Below are 21,626 nucleotides of genomic sequence, written 5' to 3'. Positions count from 1 at the left end.
GATTTTTGAACATAGTTGGTTGCGTATAAAGGGATTATTACTTACGAAAACTTAAAAATGAGATGAACAGTAGATTATAAATTATTAGAAGAGGTGTTAGCATGATAACTAAAAAACTACCATTACATATAGCAGACATTAAAAAAGCTCAAAACATTTTAGACAGAAATGCTCGTAAAACTCCTTTAGTAAAATCATTTTATTTGACTAGTAAAACAGGCGGAGAAATTCACTTGAAATTAGAAAATATGCAATTAACGGGTTCTTTTAAATTTCGTGGTGCGTTTAATAAAATGTCGCAGCTTACAGAACTAGAAAAAGAGAGAGGTGTAATTGCATGTTCGGCAGGTAATCATGCGCAAGGAATTGCTTTATCTGCTCATTTACTCGGTATTAAAAGTAAAATTGTAATGCCAATTCCTGCACCTCTAGCGAAAGTCGAGGCTACAAGAGGATACGGATCAGAAGTTGTTTTATACGGTGAAACTTTTGATGATGCGAAGGCAAAATGTGAGGAGATTATAAGAGAAACAGGTGAAACATACTTACATCCATATGACGATGTGGAGGTAATGGCTGGTCAAGGTACAATTGGTTTGGACATTCTTGATGATATGTGGGATGTAGATACTGTCATTGTACCAATTGGCGGAGGTGGAATTATTTCTGGAATTGCTGTTGCATTAAAATCTTTTAATCCATCCATTAATATAATTGGTGTACAAGCAGAAAATGTTCATGGGATGAAGGCATCTTATGACAAAGGCACGATTGTAGAACATTATGAGGCACCTACTATAGCAGATGGTTGCGCAGTTAAAATACCAGGCGATTTAACTTTTGAAGTTGTAAAAGAATTAGTAGATGATATTGTAACAGTGTCAGAAGGTGAATTAGAAGTAGCGATGAAAGACTTATTACAGCGTGGTAAAGCCGTTGTAGAAGGTGCAGGTGCATTAGCTACTGCTGCTCTACTTGCAGGGAAAGTTGATCAATATATAAAAGGAAAAAAAGTAGTAGCCGTTATATCTGGTGGAAACGTAGACTTGCAACGTATATCAAGTGTTTGTGAGCAATTTTTTGTAGCTAATGAAGTGAAATAGTATTTAAATAACATAAATTTTATGAAAGCAGAGCTATGAAAACTAATCTTAGCTCTTACTTTTTGTCTACTGTATAGTAAATTATTATATGTAATCGTCTATATTCAAAGATAACTCAAATAGTTATATCAATATTGTCGAAACAGAAACAGAAATTTAATATAATGGTTTTAATGTATGAATGAGCTGTTAGGAGGATAGGCCATGAATAAGGAAGAACAGGTCATGAACGGTTTCAGGGAATTATATAATAAGATGGTTTGGCTAAATAAGGATAAGATGGAAGTAGGTCTGAAGGGTTTTAAGTCTTCTGAAGTACATTGTATTGAATATATTGAAAACAATACAGATTCTAACGTGACACAACTTGCAGAGGCTTTTTATGTGACTCGCGGTGCAATAAGTAGAATGACTAAGAAGCTCATAAAAAAAGGCCTTATCGAAAGTTACCAGAAATCAGAGAATAAAAAAGAGATCTATTTTAGGCTTACTGAACAAGGGAAAGAAATATATAAAATTCACGAAGAGTTGCACAATGAGTTTCAAGAGCGGGATAAAGCTGTATTTGAGCAAGTAACCGAGGCAGAATTCGACAGTATAATTAACTTCGTGGAAAAGTATAGTAAGCATTTGGATGCAGAAATAAAGAAACAAGGTATACATATTAAGTCATAATAAAGTTGAAGCATTCGGGCTTTTACGGGTAGTTAATCCCGAAAACTAACTTATTTTCCCGTTCATGCGGGATACATTTAAATAATAAAAAGGTAGCCTGTTCATAGTAAGGCTACCTTTTTATTATTGTATTTTTGTTGACTAATCAACAAAGTGGAGTTATCATTTTGTTGACGAAGCAACAAAATGTTTTAAGGAGAGAAGTTAAATGTCTATTTTTAGATCACAAAATGAAAGCGAAACTGAAAAAAACATAGATAAACATGCTTTAATATTCGGCCTTATTTCTGTATTTCTTTGTGGTATAGGTTTCAGTATCATTATGCCTGTAGTGCCATTCTTAGTGCAGCCTTATATAAGTAGTCCGGAAGAACAGGCTCTAGTTGTTACGCTACTGACCTCTGTTTATGCTGTCTGCGTGTTTTTCGCTGCTCCTGTACTCGGAGCTTTGAGCGATAAATATGGCCGTCGTCCATTACTTTTAATATGCCTTTTCGGTTCTGCAATCGGGTACTTAGTTTTTGGTATAGGAGGGGCCTTATGGGTACTATTTGCTGGACGCATAATAGAAGGTATAACAGGCGGGAGTATAAGTACAATTTTCGCATATTTTGCAGATATCATTCCTCCAGAACAGAGAACGAAATACTTTGGATGGGTGAGTGCGGTGGTAGGTGTAGGAACCATCATTGGTCCAACTCTTGGGGGATTACTTGCCAAGTTTGGTCATTCTGTACCTTTATATTTTGGAGCGCTCATAACTTTATTAAATGTTTTATATGGGATGAAATATATGCCTGAGAGTCTTGACAAAAATAATAGGTTGAAAGAGATTACTTTTGTAAGGTTAAATCCTTTTGCACAGCTTGCAAACATACTTTCCATGAAAAACTTAAAATGGTTACTTGTCTCAGCGTTTTTACTTTGGATACCTAACGGATCTTTACAAGCAATTTTCACACAATTTACGATGGATACTTTTAGCTGGAAGCCTGCACTAATCGGACTTATGTTTTCAATTATGGGCTTTCAAGACATCATTTCACAAGCTTTTATAATGCCAAAGCTTTTGATCAAGCTTAGTGATAAACAAATAGCAATTCTTGGGATGGTTTCGGAGATTATTGGCTACAGTTTTATTGCCGCATCTGCTTTGTTTTCCCTATATCCTCTTCTTATCATTGGAATGTTAATGTTTGGCTTTGGTGATTCAATTTTCGGACCTTCATTCAATGGGATGCTCTCAAAGTCTGTCGATTCTAGTGAACAAGGAAGGATTCAAGGTGGAAGCCAATCTATTCAAGCTTTAGCAAGAATGATTGGTCCTATCATTGGAGGGCAAATCTATGTAACACTTGGTCATGCTGCACCTGCTTTTATGGGGATGATTCTTATAGTAGTTGCAATAGCAGTTTTGTATAGGGGTACGCATGCAACTTTATAAATTATCAGCACTATTATGGTCTTTCTTTATATAAGAATTTCTCTATTGGAATCTTTCCTGAATGAATTGTATAACAGATAAATATAAGAACAAATAATAGGGTGTCAGAACTTAGGAACAAGTACTGACACCCTATTATTTGTTTACGGGTTGAGAGCTAAGAGAAATTAAGAGTTTATTCTGTAATGCTCTCATGGTGAAGGTTAAATAGAACTATCAATAATTAAAGTTAGCTTTTTTGAAAGTAAAAAGCTAGGTAAATGACTAGATAGTTTAATTATGCTTGTGCTGAAGTGAATAATGACTCCATTTTTACTTTGCTCTTCTCTCGAATTTCAGCATCCGCATGTCGCATAACATATTTATGCGCTACAGCGATTGCTAAAACATCATCTAATAAGCCAATCCCAATAATAGCAGCTATATCTGGAATGAAATCAATAGTTAATACGTAATAGGATAAAGCGGCTAATATAATGAGTTTCGCTTTAGTAGGTAACTCTTTCTTTTTCATTGTGTAAAATAAAATAATACTTTCATATACGCTGGATTTACCGAGGTTTACTGAGCTTTTTTTGAATTTTTTCCAAAGTGTCTGTTTCTCCATATAAACACTCCTTTTCCAAAAAATAGATTTTTTAAAAGGATGGACAAAGAAGCGAAAGAATAATCAATTTTATTGTTTTTTCTTATTGTATATTTCGATATTTATAAGCGAATACCTGTTCAAAATAAAACAATGCTTGTTAAGCGGATACGAATATGGAGATGGATGAAGAGAAAATCTGTTTTGGAAAGCAAATAAGTTTCCGATAGAGGTTTCAATGAATTATTTGCGTTCTGCAACGAAGGCAGAAAAAACTTTTGATTTCTTAACAGCTATCTTGACAATAATTATTAGATTGTTTATAGCGTATATGAATCCGAATACAACAATAATATTGAAAGGAATTAAGGATATAAATAATCAATCACTTACATTCATTCCAATTTTAGCTGGTTTTAATATAGCTAATTACCTCGTTCCTTATGATTCTAGTACTTGCTGGTTCATTTGCTACAAGTGTTTTTGCTGATAGAACGTTTTTTATCCCTAATTTCCCAAAACAACCATATCGTTTTGGCGTAGGTGTTTATGAGGGCGTAGTAGCTCATAGTACAGCGACTTCTGAAATATTCAAAAGTATGAATCTTGTACATGAAGAAATGCATTTGTTCAATATGCTGTTGATTGAGATGAAACAATCCAAATCGCTAATATAAAATACATTGCATATGGCGGTGGACCTGCTGCTAATAAACGATTTGTACATGTAGAGTTATGTGAAACAGCAGACCATACAAAGCTCGAGCGTTCATATGAAAAATACGTAAAACTTTTAGCGGAAATCTTAAAAGATAACAAGTTATCTGTAGGAAAAGGATTGTGGATTCACTACGATGTGATTAAATATCTTGGCGGTACAGATCATGAAGATCAACTTGATTATTTAAAATCTCATGGGGAATCAGGAGCTCAATCCCGTGCTGATGTACAACGCGCGTACAATAATTCTAGTGTGGATGTTTCTGTACCTGAAAGCCACCTAAACCAACAGAAGTACCAACAGCTGTAACCGATGGTATAGCTTATATTGAAGGCTACAACGTTAATTTACGTAAAGGACCAGACACAAGCTATTCTAAGATTCGTCAACTAAATAAATCAGAAGCTTATGTTGAATGGGGCGAAAAGCCTGGTTGGTTAAACCTTGGTGGAGAGCAATGGATTAAGAACAATCCATCCTATGTGAAGTTTAGTAAGAAAAGTACAGTAGATTCTTCTATTGTAGGAAAGCGTGTTGTTTCTAAAGTTAACATTCTACGTTTCTATGATGCTCGATCTTGGCAGGATAAAGACGTGGATGGTTTTGTAGATGTAGGTGAGGTGTTTACAATTTTTAGGGAGTTAAATATGGAAGGTTCAGTACAATTTAAGGTGCACAATAGTATAGGGAAAACATATTATATTACGATCAATGAAGTTTATGTATTTGTAACTGTATTACTACAGTATAGTACACTCATAGGAGGTAGTTATGTGTTTGATAAAAATGAAATACAAAAGATAAATGGGATACTTCAAGCTAATGCATTAAATCCAAATTTAATTGGCCCTACACTTCCCCCAATCCCACCATTTACTTTACCCACAGGTCCAACAGGAGGGACAGGCCCAACGGGAGTAACGGGTCCAACAGGAGTAACGGGAGTAACGGGTCCAACAGGAGTAACGGGTCCAACAGGAGTAACGGGAGTAACGGGTCCAACAGGAGTAACGGGTCCAACAGGAGTAACGGGTCCAACGGGGGTAACGGGTCCAACAGGAGTAACGGGTCCAACAGGAGTAACGGGTCCAACGGGAGTAACGGGTCCAACAGGAGAGACAGGCCCAACAGGAGGAACTGAAGGTTGTCTTTGTGATTGCTGTGTTTTACCTATGCAAAGCGTTTTACAACAACTTATTGGAGAAACTGTTATTCTTGGCACTATTGCAGACACACCCAACACGCCCCCGCTTTTCTTTCTATTTACTATCACTTCCGTGAATGATTTTTTAGTTACAGTTACAGATGGCACCACAACCTTTGTGGTCAATATATCTGATGTAACAGGGGTAGGTTTTTTACCACCAGGACCACCTATTACATTACTTCCACCTACCGATGTAGGATGCGAGTGTGAATGTCGTGAACGACCAATTAGACAATTACTGGATGCGTTTATCGGATCTACAGTAAGTCTTTTAGCAAGTAATGGTTCTATTGCAGCAGATTTTAGCGTGGAACAAACAGGACTTGGGATAGTACTAGGGACATTACCTATAAATCCAACTACAACCGTTAGGTTTGCAATTTCAACTTGTAAAATTACAGCTGTGAATATAACCCCTATTACGATGTAGTCTATTTCTTTCAGAAGTATCTGTTGCTACTCGATAAGAAAAGCACAGTTTATTTGTCCACCTTGAAAACGTATTGTTTTCAAAGTGGACAATCTACGTTTCTAGGATGCTCCATCTTGGAAATATAAAGATGGAGCTGATTCTGTAGATGCAGGGATTTATGATTGATGCAAAAGTGAGTGTCAATGGTTCGCCACAGTACAAAGCACACAGCAGTAAAGGAAAAACATACTATGTTACTGCAAATGAAGCCTATTTATTCATCTAACGCACTATACCTTCATGAGTAATTAACCATGCCCCCTTACTCTTTCTATATCCTTCATTTGTAAATTTCTTACTACTATATTATTGGCGTACAATATATGGCTAAATGTATCTAATTGGTTTTCTAAACGCACAAAATTCCCAAATTGATATGGTAAGACTATAAAAATTATAATGAAAAATAATAAATATCTCTAATGCACTATTAGGATTTTTCCATTTTATATTGCAAACCATCTTTCTGAAAGATAAGCTCATATGCTAAATCAAAATGAAGGTTATATAATGCTTTCGTATTACATATTAAATTGTAGAACTTAGTTCCTTGATGTACATATCGGTGTAATTTATTTTGAATTGGTGAAACAATGATTTTTAAAATTACGTTAATATCTTCATTAAAGAAGTTATAGGAGGGAATAACTTGGGCTCATTATTTGATGTAATAGCAGATATAATTTTATTTTATCCTCGAAATGACATGAAATTAAAACACCATATTGCCAAATTAAGCGAATTTGAGTGGTTTCGAAGGTTACACGAAAATCCGAAATATACAAGTTTAATTTGGAGTAATAGAAAAATTTAAAAGTATATTTTGACTTCTGCAAATATGGAAGCATTAATAAAATCCGAGAAAAAACAAAAAGAATTTATTCATCTAGTACAGGATGAATATAAAAAAAGAAGATAAGAATTTTTTTATTTTTCATATTTGGCGAAACAAATGGTACAATGAAAGCTAATGTGAAAAATAAGGAAAAGAAGTGGTCTATTTGAAAAACTTTTTAGAATTAGGAATTAGTGAAACTTTTAATCATACATTACGTGAAAATGGAATTACAGAAGCAACACCGATTCAGGAGAAGGCAATTCCTGTTATTATGTCAGGTAAAGATATTATTGGGCAGGCGAAAACAGGAACGGGTAAAACGTTAGCATTCGTGTTACCGATTTTAGAAAAAATCGATCCAGAGTCTAGTGATGTTCAGGCTTTAATTGTTGCACCAACAAGGGAACTAGCACTGCAAATTACAACTGAAATTAAAAAAATGCTTGTTCAAAGAGAAGATATTAATGTACTAGCGATATATGGCGGACAAGATGTAGCACAACAATTGAGAAAATTAAAAGGTAATACACATATTGTTGTAGCGACACCAGGACGATTATTAGATCATATACGACGTGAAACAATTGATTTAAGTAATCTTTCAACGATTGTACTAGATGAAGCAGATCAAATGCTTTATTTCGGATTCTTATATGATATTGAAGATATTTTAGATGAGACACCTGATAGTAAACAAACGATGTTATTCTCAGCAACGATGCCAAAAGATATTAAAAAATTGGCGAAACGTTATATGGAAGAGCCGCAAATGATTCAAGTACAAAGTGAAGAAGTAACGGTAGATACAATTGAGCAGCGTGTCATTGAGACGACAGATCGTGCAAAGCCAGATGCACTTCGTTTTGTTATGGATCGTGATCAGCCATTTTTAGCAGTTATTTTCTGTCGTACAAAGGTTAGAGCAAGTAAGCTTTATGATGATTTAAAGGGACTTGGTTATAATTGTGCTGAACTTCATGGTGATATACCTCAAGCGAAACGTGAAAGAGTTATGAAGAGTTTCCGCGAAGCTAAAATTCAGTACTTAATCGCAACGGATGTAGCAGCTCGTGGACTTGATGTAGATGGTGTAACGCACGTATTTAACTTTGATATCCCTGAAGATGTAGAAAGTTATATTCACCGCATTGGCCGAACAGGACGTGCAGGTGGATCAGGTCTTGCAATTACGTTCGTTGCAGCGAAAGATGAAAAACATTTAGAAGAAATTGAAAAAACGCTTGGTGCACCAATACAAAGACAAATAATCGAACAACCGATGATAAAAAATGTAGATGAAAATGGAAAACCGGTACAAAAGCCGGCTCCAAAGAAATCAGGTCAATATCGTCAAAGAGATAGCCGTGAAGGTTCAAGAAGTGGTTCAAAAGGTGGTCCAAGAAACGATTCAAGAAATAGTTCTAGAAATGATAACAATCGATCATTTAATAAGCCAAGTAATAAGAAAAGTAGTACAAAACAAGGTCAGCAAAGACGTGGCCGTTAAATAGTTATTATTCAAAAAGAGTCGCAAAGTGTTGCGGCTCTTTTTTGTTTTTATACAACGAAGTCGATATAAGTACAAGGGTGATTGCATAGAAACAACCTTTAAAATTTCATTCACCGTATTAAAAATAAATTTTAAAATTCATAAAGGAAATATAAAGTAGGTTGTTGTATATGTACGATAACAGGAAACTTTTCACATACTAAACATATACTTTAAATAAACCGACAGTCGGTCCATAGGAAGGAGTACATGAATGAGGATCGTAAAAGAATATGGGGAACGTAGAAATGAAATTTTAGAAACTGCTGAACGTTTGTTTGTTACAAAAGGGTATACGAAAGCTACAGTAAATGACATTTTAAAAGAGATTGGTATAGCAAAGGGGACGTTTTATCATTATTTTAAGTCGAAAGAAGAAGTAATGGATGAAATTATTATGAGGATTATTAAAGCGGATGTTGCTAAAGCGAAAGCAATTGTCTCTAACCCTAATATCCCAGTTTTGGATAAGTTATTTCGAGTTTTAATGGAACAATCACCAAAATCAGGAGATGTAAAAGATAAAATGATTGAACAATTTCATCAGCCAAATAATGCGGAAATGCATCAAAAAAGTATAGTACAATCAATTATTCATTTATCTCCTGTTTTAGCAGAGATTTTAGAACAAGGAATCGCTGAAGGCATATTTTCTACTCCATACCCACAAGAAACGATTGAATTATTACTCTCTTCAGCACAAGTCATATTTGATGAGGGTTTATTCCAGTGGAAGCCGGAAGAAATGATGAGGAGGGCTAAAGCTTATATCAAAATGATGGAAGCATCTGTTGGAGCGAAAGAGGGAGCCTTTGATTACATGGTGGAGGTTTTAATCAAACAGAAATAGTAATTTTCTGTTTGGATATTATCGACCGACAGTCGGTCTGAATCGAATGAAAGGTGTGATAAGGATGTCAGCTAGTATAAGGTCTTCGATGAAAGATTTTCACTTAATGGTGAGTGGACAAATTATTACTATTTTAGGTTCAACACTTTTACGTTTTGCCCTGTCATTATATGTGCTAGATATAACAGGGCGTGCTGATATATTCGCAGGATTATATGCGGTAACGAGTATTCCGTTTTTGCTAGCCCCTCTTGGCGGAGCGATAGCAGATCGTTTCAATCGCCGTAATTTAATGGTTATTTTTGATTTTATCAACGCTGCGATTGTATTAAGCTTTATAATTTTGTTATTTACTGGACCTGTATTTATTATATTAATTGGAACAATTATGTTTTTACTAGCAGTCGTTAGTGCAATGTATTCACCTGTTGTAATGGCGAGTATTCCGCAATTAGTTCCAGAGAATAAGTTAGAGCAAGCGAACGGTATCGTAAATGGTGTGCAAGCATTGTCAAATATAGTTGCTCCTGTATTTGGAGGAATATTGTACGGCATAATTGGTTTGAAAATGCTCGTAATAATAAGTTGTCTTGCTTTCTTTTTATCTGCGATTTTAGAAATGTTTATTAAAATACCTTTTATAAAAAGAGCACGAGAAAGCCATATAATACCGACAATTGTAAAGGATATGAAAGAAGGATTTATATATGTTTTAAAACAACCATTTATTTTGAAATCTATGCTTTTAGCTGCATTACTAAATTTAATACTTACACCGCTATTTGTTGTTGGCGCTCCAATTATTATACGAGTAACAATGGAAAGTAGCGACACGTTATACGGAATTGGAATGGGATTGATCGATTTTGCTACTATTTTAGGTGCATTATCGATAGGTTTTTTTGCGAAAAAGCTACAGATGAAAACATTGTATTACTGGATGCTTTTAATAGCTTTATTAGTACTACCAATGGCACTATCAGTTACGCCAATTATTCTTAATTTAGGATACTATCCACCATTTATCCTCTTTATACTTTCTTCTATTCTAATTGCAATGATCGTGACAATTGTATCCATCTATGTGATTACTGTAGTCCAAAAGAAGACACCAAATGAAAACCTAGGAAAAGTAATGGCAATTATAACAGCGGTATCTCAATGTATGGCACCAATTGGGCAAGTCATTTATGGTTTTATGTTTGAAGGATTCAGTATGAAAATTTATTTACCTATATTAGTTATTAGTTTCATAATGATAATAATAGCGATAGTGACGAAGAAAATATTATGGAATGAAGGGAACTAGCTCCATATGATTAGGAGAATGTTAAAAAGAGATTTCTCTCAAAATAAAATGATAATTACCATTCTATTTATGTTTATCATGTTATCAAGTCTTTTAATCGCAAGTGCTTCAAGTAACGTTATTAATCTATTGAACTCAACGGATCAATTGTTTAAAGTATCAAACGCACCGCACTTCGTACAAATGCATGCCGGAGAAATAAACCAAAAGTCAATTGATTCATTTGTAGCGCAAACTCCTTTTGTAAAAAAACAACAAACAGCAGAGATGGTTCAAATAGGCGGATCTAACATTTTTATAAAGAAGAAAAATCAAGCGGAACATAATAGTGTAATGGACATTAGCTTCGTTAAGCAAAATACTATTTTTGACTTTTTATTAGATTTAAATAATGAATTGATCGATGTTAGGAAAGGGGAAATAGGTGTACCAATTTATTATATGCAAAAATATAATTTGCGTATTGGAGATAAAATTTGGGTTGTTAAAAATAATAATGAGCTAGAATTTACTATTTCGGCATTTGTTCGTGATGTTCAAATGAACCCATCACTTGTTAGTTCAAAACGATTTGTAATAAGCGATGCAGACTTCGAAAGAATAAAGGGGAATTTTGGAGAAAGTGAATATCTTATTGAATTCCAGCTAACAGATTTAACTAAAATAAATGAATTTGAAACTTTATACCAGTCATCAAACTTACCTCAAAAAGGTCCCTCTATTACGTATTCACTCTTTAAAACACTCAATTCATTAACAGATGGAATAATAGCTGCAGTACTTATCATAATAAGTGCATTATTAATGCTAATCGCGATTTTATGTATTAGATTTACGATTATGACTTCAATGGAAGAAGATTATCGGGAAATTGGTGTTATGAAAGCTATCGGCATTCAAAGTAAAGATATTCAAAAACTATATGTAACAAAATATGTTGTTATTTCCGCTATCGGATGTATATGTGGATATATCCTTTCGTTATTTGTTACAAAAATATTTACCTCTAACATCGCACTTTATATGGGGACAGCTAATAAAAGTATTTTATATTATGTTGTGCCATTGATAGTCACAACATTGTTATTTCTAGCCGTTATCCTTTTTTGCCGCATCATTTTGCGGAATTTCAGGAGAATTACAGCAATAGACGCTTTACGATCAAGAGATAAACTAGGAAAAAGAAAGATTAGAAGATTTTTTCTCTCTATCAAACTAAAATTACAAATGTAAATATATTTATTGGTATACAAGATGTAGTGAAACGATTTAAGTTATATCGAGTATTAAGTATCGTTTTAATTATTGCAGTGTTCATGATTGTTGTACCAGTTAACTTTTTGTACACGATTCAGTCACCGCAATTTGTTAATTATATGGGAACAGGAAAGAGTGATATACGAATAGATTTACAGCAATCTGAAAATATAGAAAAACGGTTTAATGACGTTATATCGTATGTCGGAAACGATGAAGAGGTAGAAAGATATGCAGCATTTGTAACGAGTACATTTAAAATGGTGAAAGCTGATGGTACACATGAAAACTTAAATGTAGAAGTGGGAGATTTCGCCCAATTTCCAATAGAATATGTTAAAGGTATGGCACCAAAAAATGAAAATGAGATCGCTCTCTCTTATATGAACGCAAATGAATTAAAAAAGAATATAGGGGATGAAATCGTTTTATTTGTAGAAGGAAAAGAGAAAATGCTAACTATTAGTGGTATATATCAAGATGTAACGAATGGAGGAAAAACAGCTAAAGCGAGTTTTTCTTATAATAAAGAAAATATATTATGGTACGTAGTAAATGTAGATATGAAACCCAAAGTGAATCTACAAGAAAAAGTGAAGGAGTATAAACAAAATTTTAATTTTGCAAAAATAACAGATACGGATAATTATTTATCTCAAACTTTAGGAGAGACAATTAAACAATTAAGACTCGTGACACAAGTGGCAATTTTGATTGCTATATTGATATCGGTTTTAATAACTGCGATGTTTTTTAAAATGTTATTGGTAAAAGATTCTTCGCAAATAGTAATTATGAAAAGTATCGGCTTTTCCTACAAAGATATTCGTATACAATATGTTACTCGTTCTATTTCTATAGTATTAGTAGGTATTTTAACAGGGACATTTATAGCTGCTACGTTTGGAGAAACACTAATAAGCTGGTTAGGTTCATTTATGGGAGCAGCTCACATAAAGTTTGCTGTTAATCCGATCATTTCTTATGTAATATGTCCAGCTATTTTATTTATATCTGTGACCGTAGCAACACTTTTCAGTAGTTTTACAGTGAAACAAACAAAGGATTTAAAGCTAAATGGGGAGTAGGAGGTGTGTAATTTGAAAAAAATTTTAGAAGTAAAACAATTAAATAAAAAATACGCAATGGATGGAAATAAAACTTACCATATGTTAAAAAATATAAATTTAGAGATTTATGAGGGAGAGTTTATATCGGTCATGGGACCTTCTGGTTCAGGGAAATCGACGTTACTATATAATATTAGCGGAATGGATCAAATGTCATCAGGAAGTGTGAAAGTTGATAGTAAAGAAATAACATGTATGAAAGAAGAGGTGTTAGCAAAATTACGACTCAGCGAAATGGGATTTATTTTTCAACAGAGCAATCTTCTTAGAAATTTGAACCTTTTTGATAATATAGTTTTACCTGCGTATTTAGCAAAATTTGAGAGCAGGAAAATAATAAATAAACGTGCACTTGAATTGATGAAAAAAATGGGGATTAGTCAAATTGCAACTAATAATATAACTGAAGCATCAGGAGGAGAATTACAAAGGGTATCTATTTGTAGAGCACTCATAAATAAACCTAATATTATTTTTGCTGACGAACCAACGGGTGCTTTGAATTTAAAAGCGACAGAAGAAGTAATGGGTATTTTAGCAAATATAAACCGTATGGGAACTACAATTTTGCTAGTTACTCATGACGTAAAGGTAGCAGCTAAAACAGAAAGAGTTCTTTTTATGGTGGACGGAGAAATTGTTAGCGAAATACAGATGGGTAAGTATAGAAACGATGATTTGAAGGTGCGAGAAGAGCAGTTGTTAAAATGGTTAACTGTACTTGGATTTTAAAGAGATAATATTTTTGACTCCTATTGAATATAGGAGTTTTTTCTTTGTTTGAAAGTTTAAAAAGAGATATAATAATTTTCTGACTATTGATTATGGAGGGGTATAAATGAAAAGTGAAACGTTACACACTCAAGAAGATATATTAAAAATGCTTGATTCATTATTAAGACCCGCAGTACCATTTTGGAATGAATTTTACACGAATAGAGAAAAGGATGTTCCTTTTTTTGCAAATGTTCCAGATGAGAATTTAGTTTCATATATACAAACAGAATGGATTTCAAAAGAGAAAGTGTTAGAGCTTGGATGTGGTCCAGGAAGAAATGCAATTTATTTAGCGAAACAAGGGTTTGATGTAACAGCCGTAGATTTGTCTATAGAAGGAATTAATTGGGCCAAAGAGAGGGCGTTAGAAAACGGAATAGAAATACAATTTGTTTGTGAATCGATTTTTAATTTGGATTTTCAAGATGAATATGATTTTGTATATGATTCCGGTTGCTTGCATCACATTCCACCACATAGAAGAATGAATTATGTTGATCTAGTTAAAAACTCATTAAAATCGGGTGGTTATTTCGGATTAACATGTTTTGCAGCTGGCGATTTAGATGAGAGGAATGGATCAGAAATAACGGATTGGGACGTATATAGAGGTTGGAGTTTACAAGGTGGTCTTGCCTATTCGGAAGAAAAATTAAGGGGAATATTTAAAGAGTTTGAAGTGATTGAAATTAGGAAGATGAAACAAATTGAATAACCAAATAATATGTTTGGAGAATCATTTCTTTGGACAGCATTATTTAAGAAGAAATAAAACATAGATAATTGACAAACTCATCGTTTTTATAGACAATACACTTATAAGAATATATGTTCGGTTTTATTGTCCGATGTATGTTTTGCATAAATACATAACAAGGGGATGTCTCTAAATGGGTAACACAAATCAAAAAATCACTACGTTTTTAATGTTTGAGGGCAAAGCTGAGGAAGCGATGAATTTTTACACATCGCTATTTAATCAATCAGAAATTGTAAGTATCTCTCGTTATGATGAGAATGGACCAGGTAAAGAGGGAACTGTAATTCATGCAACTTTTACGCTAAATGGACAAGAGTTCATGTGTATTGATAGTTATGTAAAGCATGATTTTACATTCACTCCAGCTATGTCTCTTTATGTAACTTGTGATACGGAAGAGGAAATCGAAACCGTTTTTAATAAACTAGCACAAGATGGAAAAGTTCTTATGCCTTTAGGTTCATATCCGTTTAGTAAAAAGTTTGGCTGGTTAAATGATAAGTATGGTGTGTCTTGGCAGTTAACTCTTGCTGGAGATGAATAATTAAAATAATATGGTGATATTAATGTTATAAAAAATAAAAGGGATGATACAAGATAAATATGTATCATCCCTTTTATTTTTTGTTTTACAACCGTCATCGGTTGTATTTATAACGACTTTAGGGGTGCTTTTTAAGTTTTTTATATAATATAAAACTGCTAATTTAATTTTTCAGCTTATCTAGTAATTGAATTCATTAACTGGAAGAAGTATTCAGGCTTATAAGTCTTATTTAGGTTATACCATGAATGTAACGTATCTGGTGCAAATACATCAATTTTTTTCAATACTTCCATTGCAAATTCCAGAGGAGCTACTCCTGATGCAGTAATCAAATTTTCATCACATACTGCAGGTTCCATCTTATAAAGTTGTTCTCCTTTATAATTAGGACAAACCATTTTAATATATTCTAAATCATTGCTTGTATGTTTTCTAGAATCTAGGTATCCAAAATTCGCTAACCCCTCAGTTGCACCACAAATGGCAGCAACAATAGTGCCGAGTTTTAACGCTTCACCAATTTTTTTTAAGATAGGGTGATGAATGCTTTCCCCCCAAGTAGTCCCTCCAGGTAAAACTAAAAGATCGTTACTCTCAAGAGTACATTCATCCAGGGAAATATCTGGCTTTATGCTCAGTCCTCCCATCGTAGTAATAATTTCATTATTAGCTCCTACTGTAACTACCTTTAAAGGGGCTAACTCTTTTTTGAAATATCTTCCTGAGTTTAGTTCTGCAATTAAATGTCCATATTCCCAGTCTGACATCGTATTAAATACATAAAGATAAACTTTTTTTGTTTGCATACAATAACACTCCAATCACAATTGAGTTTTTCAAAAAAATATTAATAAATAAATTTTACAATATTTATCATTTGAATTTAACCTATTTCCTTAAGAATTCTTTAAAGAATAATTTGGATACTTTATTTGAAGGTATGGTTTACGAATTAAACAACCTTCAAAAAATATAATAGTTGAAATTTGTTGGTTTTAGAATGAAGAAATTAGGCTCAATATACCAACTTAATTATTCATAATTGAGTTGTGGTATAATTTACATACAGGGGGAAAGTAGATGACACAACATAAAGAAGAGCAAATGAATGAGGCATTAGCATTATTTTACTTTGCATATAAAACTTTTACAGAAAAACCAGATGAAATAATAAAAGAGTATAGTATACAGCGTGTACATCATAGAATTCTGTTTTTTATCGCTCGTTTTCCAGGGCTTAGTGTAAATGAGCTGCTATCACTTTTAGAAATAAGTAAACAAGCTCTTCACGGACCGTTGCGCCAACTGTTAGATAAAGGACTTATTGAGAGTAATGAAGCTGCACATGATCGTCGTGTGAAACAGCTGTCTTTAACAGAAGAAGGAACAGACTTAGAGAAAAAACTGAGCGATGTTCAAAGAGAACAAATGGGAGCTATTTTCTCACAGTTTGGCGAATCATGTGAAGAAAATTGGCATCAAGTTATGAATGAAATGGCAAATAGCCGTTCAGGATTTGATGCATGGACGTCTAAGCGTGAAATACCAGTAGAATAAAAGATAGAAACAGTATCTTGTTTTGTAGTTTGAAAAATCATAAATTTTTATCTGTATATTTGGCAACTATGGATAAAAAATTCACATTGCCAAAAACTTTATATGTGTACGTATTGAAATTTTAAAATTCATATTTCCGAGAGGGGAATTATAATGATAAAACTTGTACTCATTCGTCACGGACAAAGTTTGTGGAATCTTGAAAATCGATTTACAGGATGGACAGATGTGGATTTATCAAAGAATGGATTAAGTGAAGCGAGAGAAGCAGGAACAATATTAAAAAAGAATGGATATACATTTGATGTTGCGTATACCTCGGTACTAAAACGAGCAATTCGTACATTATGGATTGTACTGCATGAAATGGATCTCACTTGGGTCCCTATACATAACTCATGGAAGTTGAATGAACGCCATTATGGTGCACTACAAGGATTGAATAAAGACGAAACTGCAAAAAAATATGGAGATGAACAAGTTCATATTTGGAGAAGAAGTATAGATGTGAGACCGCCTGCACTTACTGAAGATGATCCTCGATATGAGGCGAACAATCCAAGATATAAAACGTTAAAAAAAGATGAATTCCCATTGACTGAATGTTTAGAGGATACGGAGAAAAGAGTAGTTGATTATTGGCATTCAGAAATTGCACCGTCATTAAAAAGTGGTGAGAAAGTAATTATTTCATCGCACGGTAATACAATTCGTTCGCTAGTGAAATACTTAGACAATCTTTCAAGTGATGGTGTGGTTTCATTAAATATTCCAACTAGCATTCCGCTTGTTTATGAGTTAGATGAAAAATTACGTCCGATTCGTCATTATTACTTAAGTATGGATGGAGAAGTACCTGAAGGGGAAATTCCGAAACATATTTCTTTTTAACATGAAAATTTGAAACGCATGCTTGTCTACATATACAATGTAGATTCATGATAAAGTGAAACTTTAATCAGTGGAGGGTGTTCATCCCGCACTGATTATTAGCCTTCACCAATCGGGCTTTTATGGGCAGTTGATCCCTCACCTAACGTCTTTGCTTTCGCTGAATTTTGAGGTGGGGGGTCTTACTGCCCGTTAATGCGGGATAAAAGACGTGGCCTGCTTCTAATGTATATGCGATGTTGCTAACTTTAGAAGGTTGTCCACGTCTTTTGTCATAAAGAGAGCTGTTTGTGCATGTAATGGTATCGTGAGTAGTTTTGGAATGGAGGGTGATGTGATTGACGATCTCTAACATTCGAATTGGCTTATTTATTTTAGCAATCGTCTTTATTGTTCTTGTTTTCTTTTATTGGAGAAATGAAGAGTTGTACGAGGAGAAGAAACAACGAATTCGAAAAACGTGGTACGGTTTGTTCATAACATCAGTCACAGTTTATTTCATGATAAAAGGAATAGATTTAACCCTCTGGAAAAATCTTTTAATGTTTACTGCGATGGTAATTTTCGTTGATATTGCATTCATTTTGACACCAAATATTTCAGAAATATGGGGCGCAAAATTCAGCGATATTGGAAAGACAGTCCAATCAATTAAAAGGTCATTAATTGCTTCAAAAGCAAGAGGAGAAATATATACGACAATTATTCAAAATGTGAATCCAACAGCCTTTGGGACAATGGAATGGCATACGGAAGAGGAATATACAAAAAGCTTAAACACATTTTTAGATTCATATGGGGAAAAGATTGGTGCGAAAATTGTTGTATTTGAAGCGGTGAAGGAATTAAATACAAACTTTCGTGGTATCCGCTCTCAATTTAGTATTATTGTTCCATTAGAACACATCGAGCAATTGAATGAGCAGAAAGCGGTGCAAGTAGAAAATGTCGGAATTATACCAGCAAAAATAGTTAGTGATGTTTTCATTGTTATTGATGGGAAGAAAAATAACCTTCAAGATCGAGATTTTGAAAATGTATATAATTTAACAATTCATCATAGTTATTTTAGTAAATAAGGACAGAATCTTTTTCTGTCCTTTTCACCTATACATAAAGGGAGAACAAATTCAGACAAGCTTGTATAAAATTGGACAATCATTCCTACACTAGCACGTAGAGGTGATTGTAGTGATAAAAGATTATGACAATGATTTTTTTAAAGAAGATAATGAAGATACAACAGATTTCTCTTTAATAAAAGGAGATACTTTGCAGCAAGTAGAAGAGTTAGAAGAAGAATTAAAAAGAAAATGATACGTGTACACTCTGTCTGCATTTGCTATATAATATAAATAAAAGGTTGTATCTTTTTGAAAAGGGGGAGAAGAGATGGCAGAAGTAAATGCTCAAAAATCTTCGTTTTTTAAAACTAAAAAAGAAGAATCAAATACAGATTTCTCTCTTGTGAAAGGTGCATTAACAGAAAATATAAATCGTTTAGAAAAACTTATGGATAGTAATAGTTCGAAATATGCTCGAGTGAAAAAAATAAAGGAAAATGCATAAGAGCATTTTCCTTTATTTTTTATTTTGCATTAAACTTTTCTTTTATTTTTAAAGGTAAATCCGCTTTTTGAATTTCTTCATAGGATTTTACTTCAATCGATGATATTTCATTTTTATCTTTATTTTCTTGGTCTACATAAATGCACAAAAATGCCTTTTTATTTAATTTTTGATCGTTTGATTGTTTTTTACTTCTAAATGTAATTTGTTTTCTTACTCCATCTTCATCATATGCCGGCAATGTGTAGTTCCGTAAGTTTCTACCTTCTATCTTTTCAATAAACCCTTCACCTTTTATCTGTACGTAATATACATCCTTACCGATTCTATTTAGAGAAGCTCTTTCACACCCGATAGTTAAGTTGCAAAAAAATAAACTTAGTGTAATAACAGATAAAATTTTTTCATTTTCATTATCTCCTTTAAATTATGTATGTAAAGTATACGGTTATTTTTTAAATAGAAAAATCGATTTTGATTACAGCACTCTTACAATCTTGTAAGAGTATAGCTTATTTACACTAAATTAAAAAATATGAGGATGGAATGAATAGGTTATAATGAATTTTTGAAATCTTAAAATAAAAGTAAAATAATGAATCATGGTATAATAATAAAGGACGTACATATTATTTTGTCATTTTGAGAGGAGCTTAAAAATGTTTTCTACTTTAGAACAATTAACAAAGCACCCTGTATTTTATCATTTTGCAGAAATTTCAAAGATTCCTAGAGGATCTGGTAATGAAAAAGAAATTAGTGATTACTTAGTAAATTTTGCGAAAGAGCGTAACTTGGAAGTCATTCAAGATGAAGCACTAAATGTCATTATTAAAAAAGAAGCAACTACTGGTTATGAAAATGTACCAGCTATTATCATTCAAGGTCATATGGATATGGTATGTGAAAAAAATCAAGCAACCGTACATGATTTTGAAAAAGATCCAATTGAATTACGAATTATTGGGGACATGTTATATGCAAATCAAACGACTTTAGGCGCTGATAACGGCATCGCGGTTGCATATGCATTAGCATTATTAGATTCCACAGACATCCCGCATCCAGCACTTGAAGTAGTTATTACTACTGAAGAAGAAACGACAATGGGCGGAGCTTTCGCTGTTGATTCAAATCATTTTGAAGGAAAGATTTTTATTAATATTGATTCTGAAGAAGATCATAAATTACTTGTAAGTAGCGCAGGTGGTGCGAAAGCTGTTGAAACAATTCCAGTAATTTGGGATGAAGCGCCAGCGAATATGGATGCATACCGTCTATATGTTGGTGGTTTAAAAGGTGGACATTCTGGTATGGAAATTGATAAACAACGCGGTAATGCGAACAAAGTATTAGGGCGAGTATTACGTGATTTATCAGCAAATATTCAATTTGATATAAGTGAGGTTCACGGCGGATTAAAAACGAATGCAATTCCGCGTGAAAGTGTAGCTACACTCGTATTACGTACAGAAGATGTAGAGAAAGTAGAAGGAAAACTAGTATCATGGACAAGAGTATTACAAGAAGAAATGCGTGCTATTGATCCTGATGTTCATGTTACACTTACAAAATTGGATAAAGCAGTAGAAAAAGTATTTGCTAAAGAGACACAAAAGCAACTTATTTCATCATTATTCTTAATTCCGAACGGCATTCAAAGTATGAGCATGGATATTAAAGGTCTAGTAGAAAGCTCAACAAATTTAGGCGTTATTGAAACATTGCAAGATGAAATTAAATTACGTAACGAAGTGAGAAGTTCTGTAAGTAGTTTAAAACAACATGTTGCAGATGAAATTAAATGTATTGCCGAATTAGTTGGTGCAACATTTGAAATAGAGTCAGAGTATCCAGAATGGCCATACAATCCGAATTCACAGATTCGTAATTTGTTTGAAAAAGTGCATCAAGAAAAATACAATAAAGATGTTGAAATCTTTGCTGTGCATGCAGGGATCGAATGTAGTGTATTCATTCAAAAGATGCCTGAATTAGATGCAATTTCATTCGGTCCAGATATATTCAACGTTCACACTCCAGATGAGCATATTAGTATTTCTTCTGTTGTGAATAACTGGGGATTCTTCGTTGATGTAATGAAGGGAACGAAAGAATTAGTTAAGTAATAATGATGAAATGAAAAGTAGCCTATAAAACTTTATAGGCTACTTTTTTTGTATAGAATTTTATTAGAAATTCATTTTTCATCAGTATGTAATATTAAGTTTTACAGTTAATAATGATTAATTGCTGTTTTTTTAGTACTTATGAAGGGGAAAATATACTTTATTGTATATATACTTCTGTTTATTTTATATTTTATTTGTGTTATAGCAAAATCGTCATATGTTACATTTTAATGTATTAATATATATCCGAAT

At 33.3% G+C, this 21,626-nt stretch carries 20 protein-coding genes and 5 pseudogenes; 21 read left to right on the top strand and 4 right to left on the bottom strand.

The window, feature by feature from the left end; all coding sequences use genetic code 11:
• Positions 1-101 precede the first annotated feature (101 nt).
• The 3 genes from tdcB to JFU20_RS03095 all read left to right on the top strand — a co-directional run bounded on the left by tdcB (position 102) and on the right by JFU20_RS03095 (position 3,222).
• A complete protein-coding gene (gene tdcB / locus JFU20_RS03105) occupies positions 102-1,103 on the top strand; it encodes a bifunctional threonine ammonia-lyase/L-serine ammonia-lyase TdcB (protein WP_201038328.1) in 1,002 nt (333 codons plus the stop codon).
• 204 nt (positions 1,104-1,307) lie between these two features.
• Entirely contained in the window at positions 1,308-1,778 is a 471-nt protein-coding gene (locus tag JFU20_RS03100) for a MarR family transcriptional regulator (RefSeq protein ID WP_002012888.1), read from the top strand.
• A 208-nt stretch (positions 1,779-1,986) separates the two neighbouring features.
• Positions 1,987-3,222 carry an MFS transporter gene (locus JFU20_RS03095; RefSeq protein WP_002165805.1) on the top strand — a complete coding sequence of 412 codons (1,236 nt, stop codon included), beginning with the start codon at positions 1,987-1,989 and terminating at the stop codon, positions 3,220-3,222.
• 277 nt (positions 3,223-3,499) lie between these two features.
• Here JFU20_RS03095 and JFU20_RS03090 read toward each other — a convergent pair whose 3' ends face one another.
• Positions 3,500-3,829 carry a YkvA family protein gene (locus tag JFU20_RS03090; RefSeq protein WP_002165804.1) on the bottom strand — a complete coding sequence of 110 codons (330 nt, stop codon included), beginning with the start codon at positions 3,827-3,829 and terminating at the stop codon, positions 3,500-3,502.
• A gap of 217 nt (positions 3,830-4,046) precedes the next feature.
• On the opposite strand from JFU20_RS03090, the gene JFU20_RS30680 reads away from it, so the two are divergent.
• The 4 genes and pseudogenes from JFU20_RS30680 to JFU20_RS30095 form a co-directional block, all read left to right on the top strand.
• On the top strand, positions 4,047-4,298 hold the full coding sequence (locus JFU20_RS30680) for a hypothetical protein (RefSeq protein WP_002165803.1): 252 nt from the start codon (positions 4,047-4,049) through the stop codon (positions 4,296-4,298).
• Positions 4,252-5,260, top strand: a pseudogene (locus tag JFU20_RS30525) (N-acetylmuramoyl-L-alanine amidase); the annotation flags it as partial. The gene JFU20_RS30680 and the pseudogene JFU20_RS30525, both read left to right, overlap by 47 nt.
• Before the next feature lie 42 nt (positions 5,261-5,302).
• The gene (locus JFU20_RS30675; RefSeq protein WP_374222323.1) at positions 5,303-6,166 is read left to right on the top strand and encodes an exosporium leader peptide-containing protein; all 864 of its coding nucleotides are present in this window, start codon (positions 5,303-5,305) and stop codon (positions 6,164-6,166) included.
• A gap of 66 nt (positions 6,167-6,232) precedes the next feature.
• Positions 6,233-6,434 (top strand): annotated as a pseudogene (locus JFU20_RS30095) (N-acetylmuramoyl-L-alanine amidase); the annotation flags it as partial.
• Positions 6,435-6,656: 222 nt separating this feature from the next.
• Here JFU20_RS30095 and JFU20_RS30090 read toward each other — a convergent pair.
• Positions 6,657-6,839, bottom strand: a pseudogene (locus tag JFU20_RS30090) (hypothetical protein); the annotation flags it as partial.
• A gap of 18 nt (positions 6,840-6,857) precedes the next feature.
• Between JFU20_RS30090 and JFU20_RS03075 the strand changes: the two are divergent.
• The 8 genes and pseudogenes from JFU20_RS03075 (at position 6,858) to JFU20_RS03040 (ending at position 15,222) form a co-directional block, all read left to right on the top strand.
• Positions 6,858-7,127, top strand: a pseudogene (locus JFU20_RS03075) (hypothetical protein).
• Positions 7,128-7,200: 73 nt separating this feature from the next.
• Positions 7,201-8,553, top strand: coding sequence for a DEAD/DEAH box helicase (locus JFU20_RS03070; protein WP_002141774.1), 1,353 nt, complete (start codon positions 7,201-7,203; stop codon positions 8,551-8,553).
• A 256-nt stretch (positions 8,554-8,809) separates the two neighbouring features.
• Positions 8,810-9,445 (top strand): TetR/AcrR family transcriptional regulator, encoded by a 636-nt coding sequence (locus JFU20_RS03065; RefSeq protein WP_201038326.1) that lies wholly within the window; start codon positions 8,810-8,812, stop codon positions 9,443-9,445.
• Between the two features lie 46 nt (positions 9,446-9,491).
• Positions 9,492-10,754, top strand: coding sequence for an MFS transporter (locus JFU20_RS03060; RefSeq protein WP_274606593.1), 1,263 nt, complete (start codon positions 9,492-9,494; stop codon positions 10,752-10,754).
• Between the two features lie 6 nt (positions 10,755-10,760).
• A pseudogene (locus JFU20_RS03055) lies at positions 10,761-13,099 on the top strand (ABC transporter permease).
• A gap of 12 nt (positions 13,100-13,111) precedes the next feature.
• Positions 13,112-13,873, top strand: a complete 762-nt coding sequence (locus tag JFU20_RS03050) for an ABC transporter ATP-binding protein (protein WP_002165794.1) — start codon at positions 13,112-13,114, stop codon at positions 13,871-13,873.
• A 106-nt stretch (positions 13,874-13,979) separates the two neighbouring features.
• Positions 13,980-14,633 (top strand): class I SAM-dependent methyltransferase, encoded by a 654-nt coding sequence (locus JFU20_RS03045; RefSeq protein ID WP_201038324.1) that lies wholly within the window; start codon positions 13,980-13,982, stop codon positions 14,631-14,633.
• Between the two features lie 175 nt (positions 14,634-14,808).
• A complete protein-coding gene (locus JFU20_RS03040) occupies positions 14,809-15,222 on the top strand; it encodes a VOC family protein (RefSeq protein ID WP_002012925.1) in 414 nt (137 codons plus the stop codon).
• 176 nt (positions 15,223-15,398) lie between these two features.
• Here JFU20_RS03040 and JFU20_RS03035 read toward each other — a convergent pair whose 3' ends face one another.
• Positions 15,399-16,031: a type 1 glutamine amidotransferase family protein gene (locus JFU20_RS03035; protein ID WP_002017047.1), complete on the bottom strand. Its 633-nt coding sequence runs from the start codon at positions 16,029-16,031 to the stop codon at positions 15,399-15,401.
• A 274-nt stretch (positions 16,032-16,305) separates the two neighbouring features.
• Between JFU20_RS03035 and JFU20_RS03030 the strand changes: the two genes are divergently transcribed.
• The 5 genes from JFU20_RS03030 (at position 16,306) to spoIISB (ending at position 19,242) form a co-directional block, all read left to right on the top strand.
• Positions 16,306-16,782 (top strand): MarR family winged helix-turn-helix transcriptional regulator, encoded by a 477-nt coding sequence (locus JFU20_RS03030; RefSeq protein ID WP_002017049.1) that lies wholly within the window; start codon positions 16,306-16,308, stop codon positions 16,780-16,782.
• 153 nt (positions 16,783-16,935) lie between these two features.
• A complete protein-coding gene (gene gpmA, locus JFU20_RS03025; protein ID WP_002032137.1) occupies positions 16,936-17,673 on the top strand; it encodes a 2,3-diphosphoglycerate-dependent phosphoglycerate mutase in 738 nt (245 codons plus the stop codon).
• 338 nt (positions 17,674-18,011) lie between these two features.
• Positions 18,012-18,752: a type II toxin-antitoxin system SpoIISA family toxin gene (locus tag JFU20_RS03020; RefSeq protein WP_002017051.1), complete on the top strand. Its 741-nt coding sequence runs from the start codon at positions 18,012-18,014 to the stop codon at positions 18,750-18,752.
• 112 nt (positions 18,753-18,864) lie between these two features.
• Positions 18,865-18,990 carry a hypothetical protein gene (locus tag JFU20_RS03015; RefSeq protein ID WP_000588712.1) on the top strand — a complete coding sequence of 42 codons (126 nt, stop codon included), beginning with the start codon at positions 18,865-18,867 and terminating at the stop codon, positions 18,988-18,990.
• A 75-nt stretch (positions 18,991-19,065) separates the two neighbouring features.
• Positions 19,066-19,242: a stage II sporulation protein SB gene (spoIISB, locus tag JFU20_RS03010; RefSeq protein WP_002017052.1), complete on the top strand. Its 177-nt coding sequence runs from the start codon at positions 19,066-19,068 to the stop codon at positions 19,240-19,242.
• A gap of 19 nt (positions 19,243-19,261) precedes the next feature.
• Here the strand turns inward: spoIISB and JFU20_RS03005 are convergent, their stop codons facing one another.
• Positions 19,262-19,642 (bottom strand): YxeA family protein, encoded by a 381-nt coding sequence (locus JFU20_RS03005; RefSeq protein WP_033716141.1) that lies wholly within the window; start codon positions 19,640-19,642, stop codon positions 19,262-19,264.
• Positions 19,643-19,901: 259 nt separating this feature from the next.
• Here JFU20_RS03005 and pepD point away from each other — a divergent pair, with 259 nt between their 5' ends.
• The gene (gene pepD / locus JFU20_RS03000; RefSeq protein WP_002017054.1) at positions 19,902-21,371 is read left to right on the top strand and encodes a beta-Ala-His dipeptidase; all 1,470 of its coding nucleotides are present in this window, start codon (positions 19,902-19,904) and stop codon (positions 21,369-21,371) included.
• Positions 21,372-21,626: the final 255 nt, after the last annotated feature.

The sequence above is a fragment of the Bacillus sp. TH30 genome, assembly GCF_016650875.1.
Classification (GTDB): Bacteria; Bacillota; Bacilli; order Bacillales; family Bacillaceae_G; genus Bacillus_A; species Bacillus_A mycoides.
This window is presented reverse-complemented; position numbering and strand designations above follow the sequence as displayed.

Excerpts from the sequence above, each read along its gene's own strand:
- tdcB (WP_201038328.1), top strand. The coding sequence starts at position 102 with ATGATAACTAAAAAACTACCATTACATATAGCAGACATTAAAAAAGCT.
- JFU20_RS03100 (WP_002012888.1), top strand. The coding sequence starts at position 1,308 with ATGAATAAGGAAGAACAGGTCATGAACGGTTTCAGGGAATTATATAAT.
- JFU20_RS03095 (WP_002165805.1), top strand. The coding sequence starts at position 1,987 with ATGTCTATTTTTAGATCACAAAATGAAAGCGAAACTGAAAAAAACATA.
- JFU20_RS03090 (WP_002165804.1), bottom strand. The coding sequence starts at position 3,829 with ATGGAGAAACAGACACTTTGGAAAAAATTCAAAAAAAGCTCAGTAAAC.
- JFU20_RS30680 (WP_002165803.1), top strand. The coding sequence starts at position 4,047 with ATGAATTATTTGCGTTCTGCAACGAAGGCAGAAAAAACTTTTGATTTC.
- JFU20_RS03065 (WP_201038326.1), top strand. The coding sequence starts at position 8,810 with ATGAGGATCGTAAAAGAATATGGGGAACGTAGAAATGAAATTTTAGAA.
- JFU20_RS03060 (WP_274606593.1), top strand. The coding sequence starts at position 9,492 with ATGAAAGGTGTGATAAGGATGTCAGCTAGTATAAGGTCTTCGATGAAA.
- JFU20_RS03045 (WP_201038324.1), top strand. The coding sequence starts at position 13,980 with ATGAAAAGTGAAACGTTACACACTCAAGAAGATATATTAAAAATGCTT.
- JFU20_RS03040 (WP_002012925.1), top strand. The coding sequence starts at position 14,809 with ATGGGTAACACAAATCAAAAAATCACTACGTTTTTAATGTTTGAGGGC.
- JFU20_RS03035 (WP_002017047.1), bottom strand. The coding sequence starts at position 16,031 with ATGCAAACAAAAAAAGTTTATCTTTATGTATTTAATACGATGTCAGAC.
- JFU20_RS03030 (WP_002017049.1), top strand. The coding sequence starts at position 16,306 with ATGACACAACATAAAGAAGAGCAAATGAATGAGGCATTAGCATTATTT.
- gpmA (WP_002032137.1), top strand. The coding sequence starts at position 16,936 with ATGATAAAACTTGTACTCATTCGTCACGGACAAAGTTTGTGGAATCTT.
- spoIISB (WP_002017052.1), top strand. The coding sequence starts at position 19,066 with ATGGCAGAAGTAAATGCTCAAAAATCTTCGTTTTTTAAAACTAAAAAA.
- pepD (WP_002017054.1), top strand. The coding sequence starts at position 19,902 with ATGTTTTCTACTTTAGAACAATTAACAAAGCACCCTGTATTTTATCAT.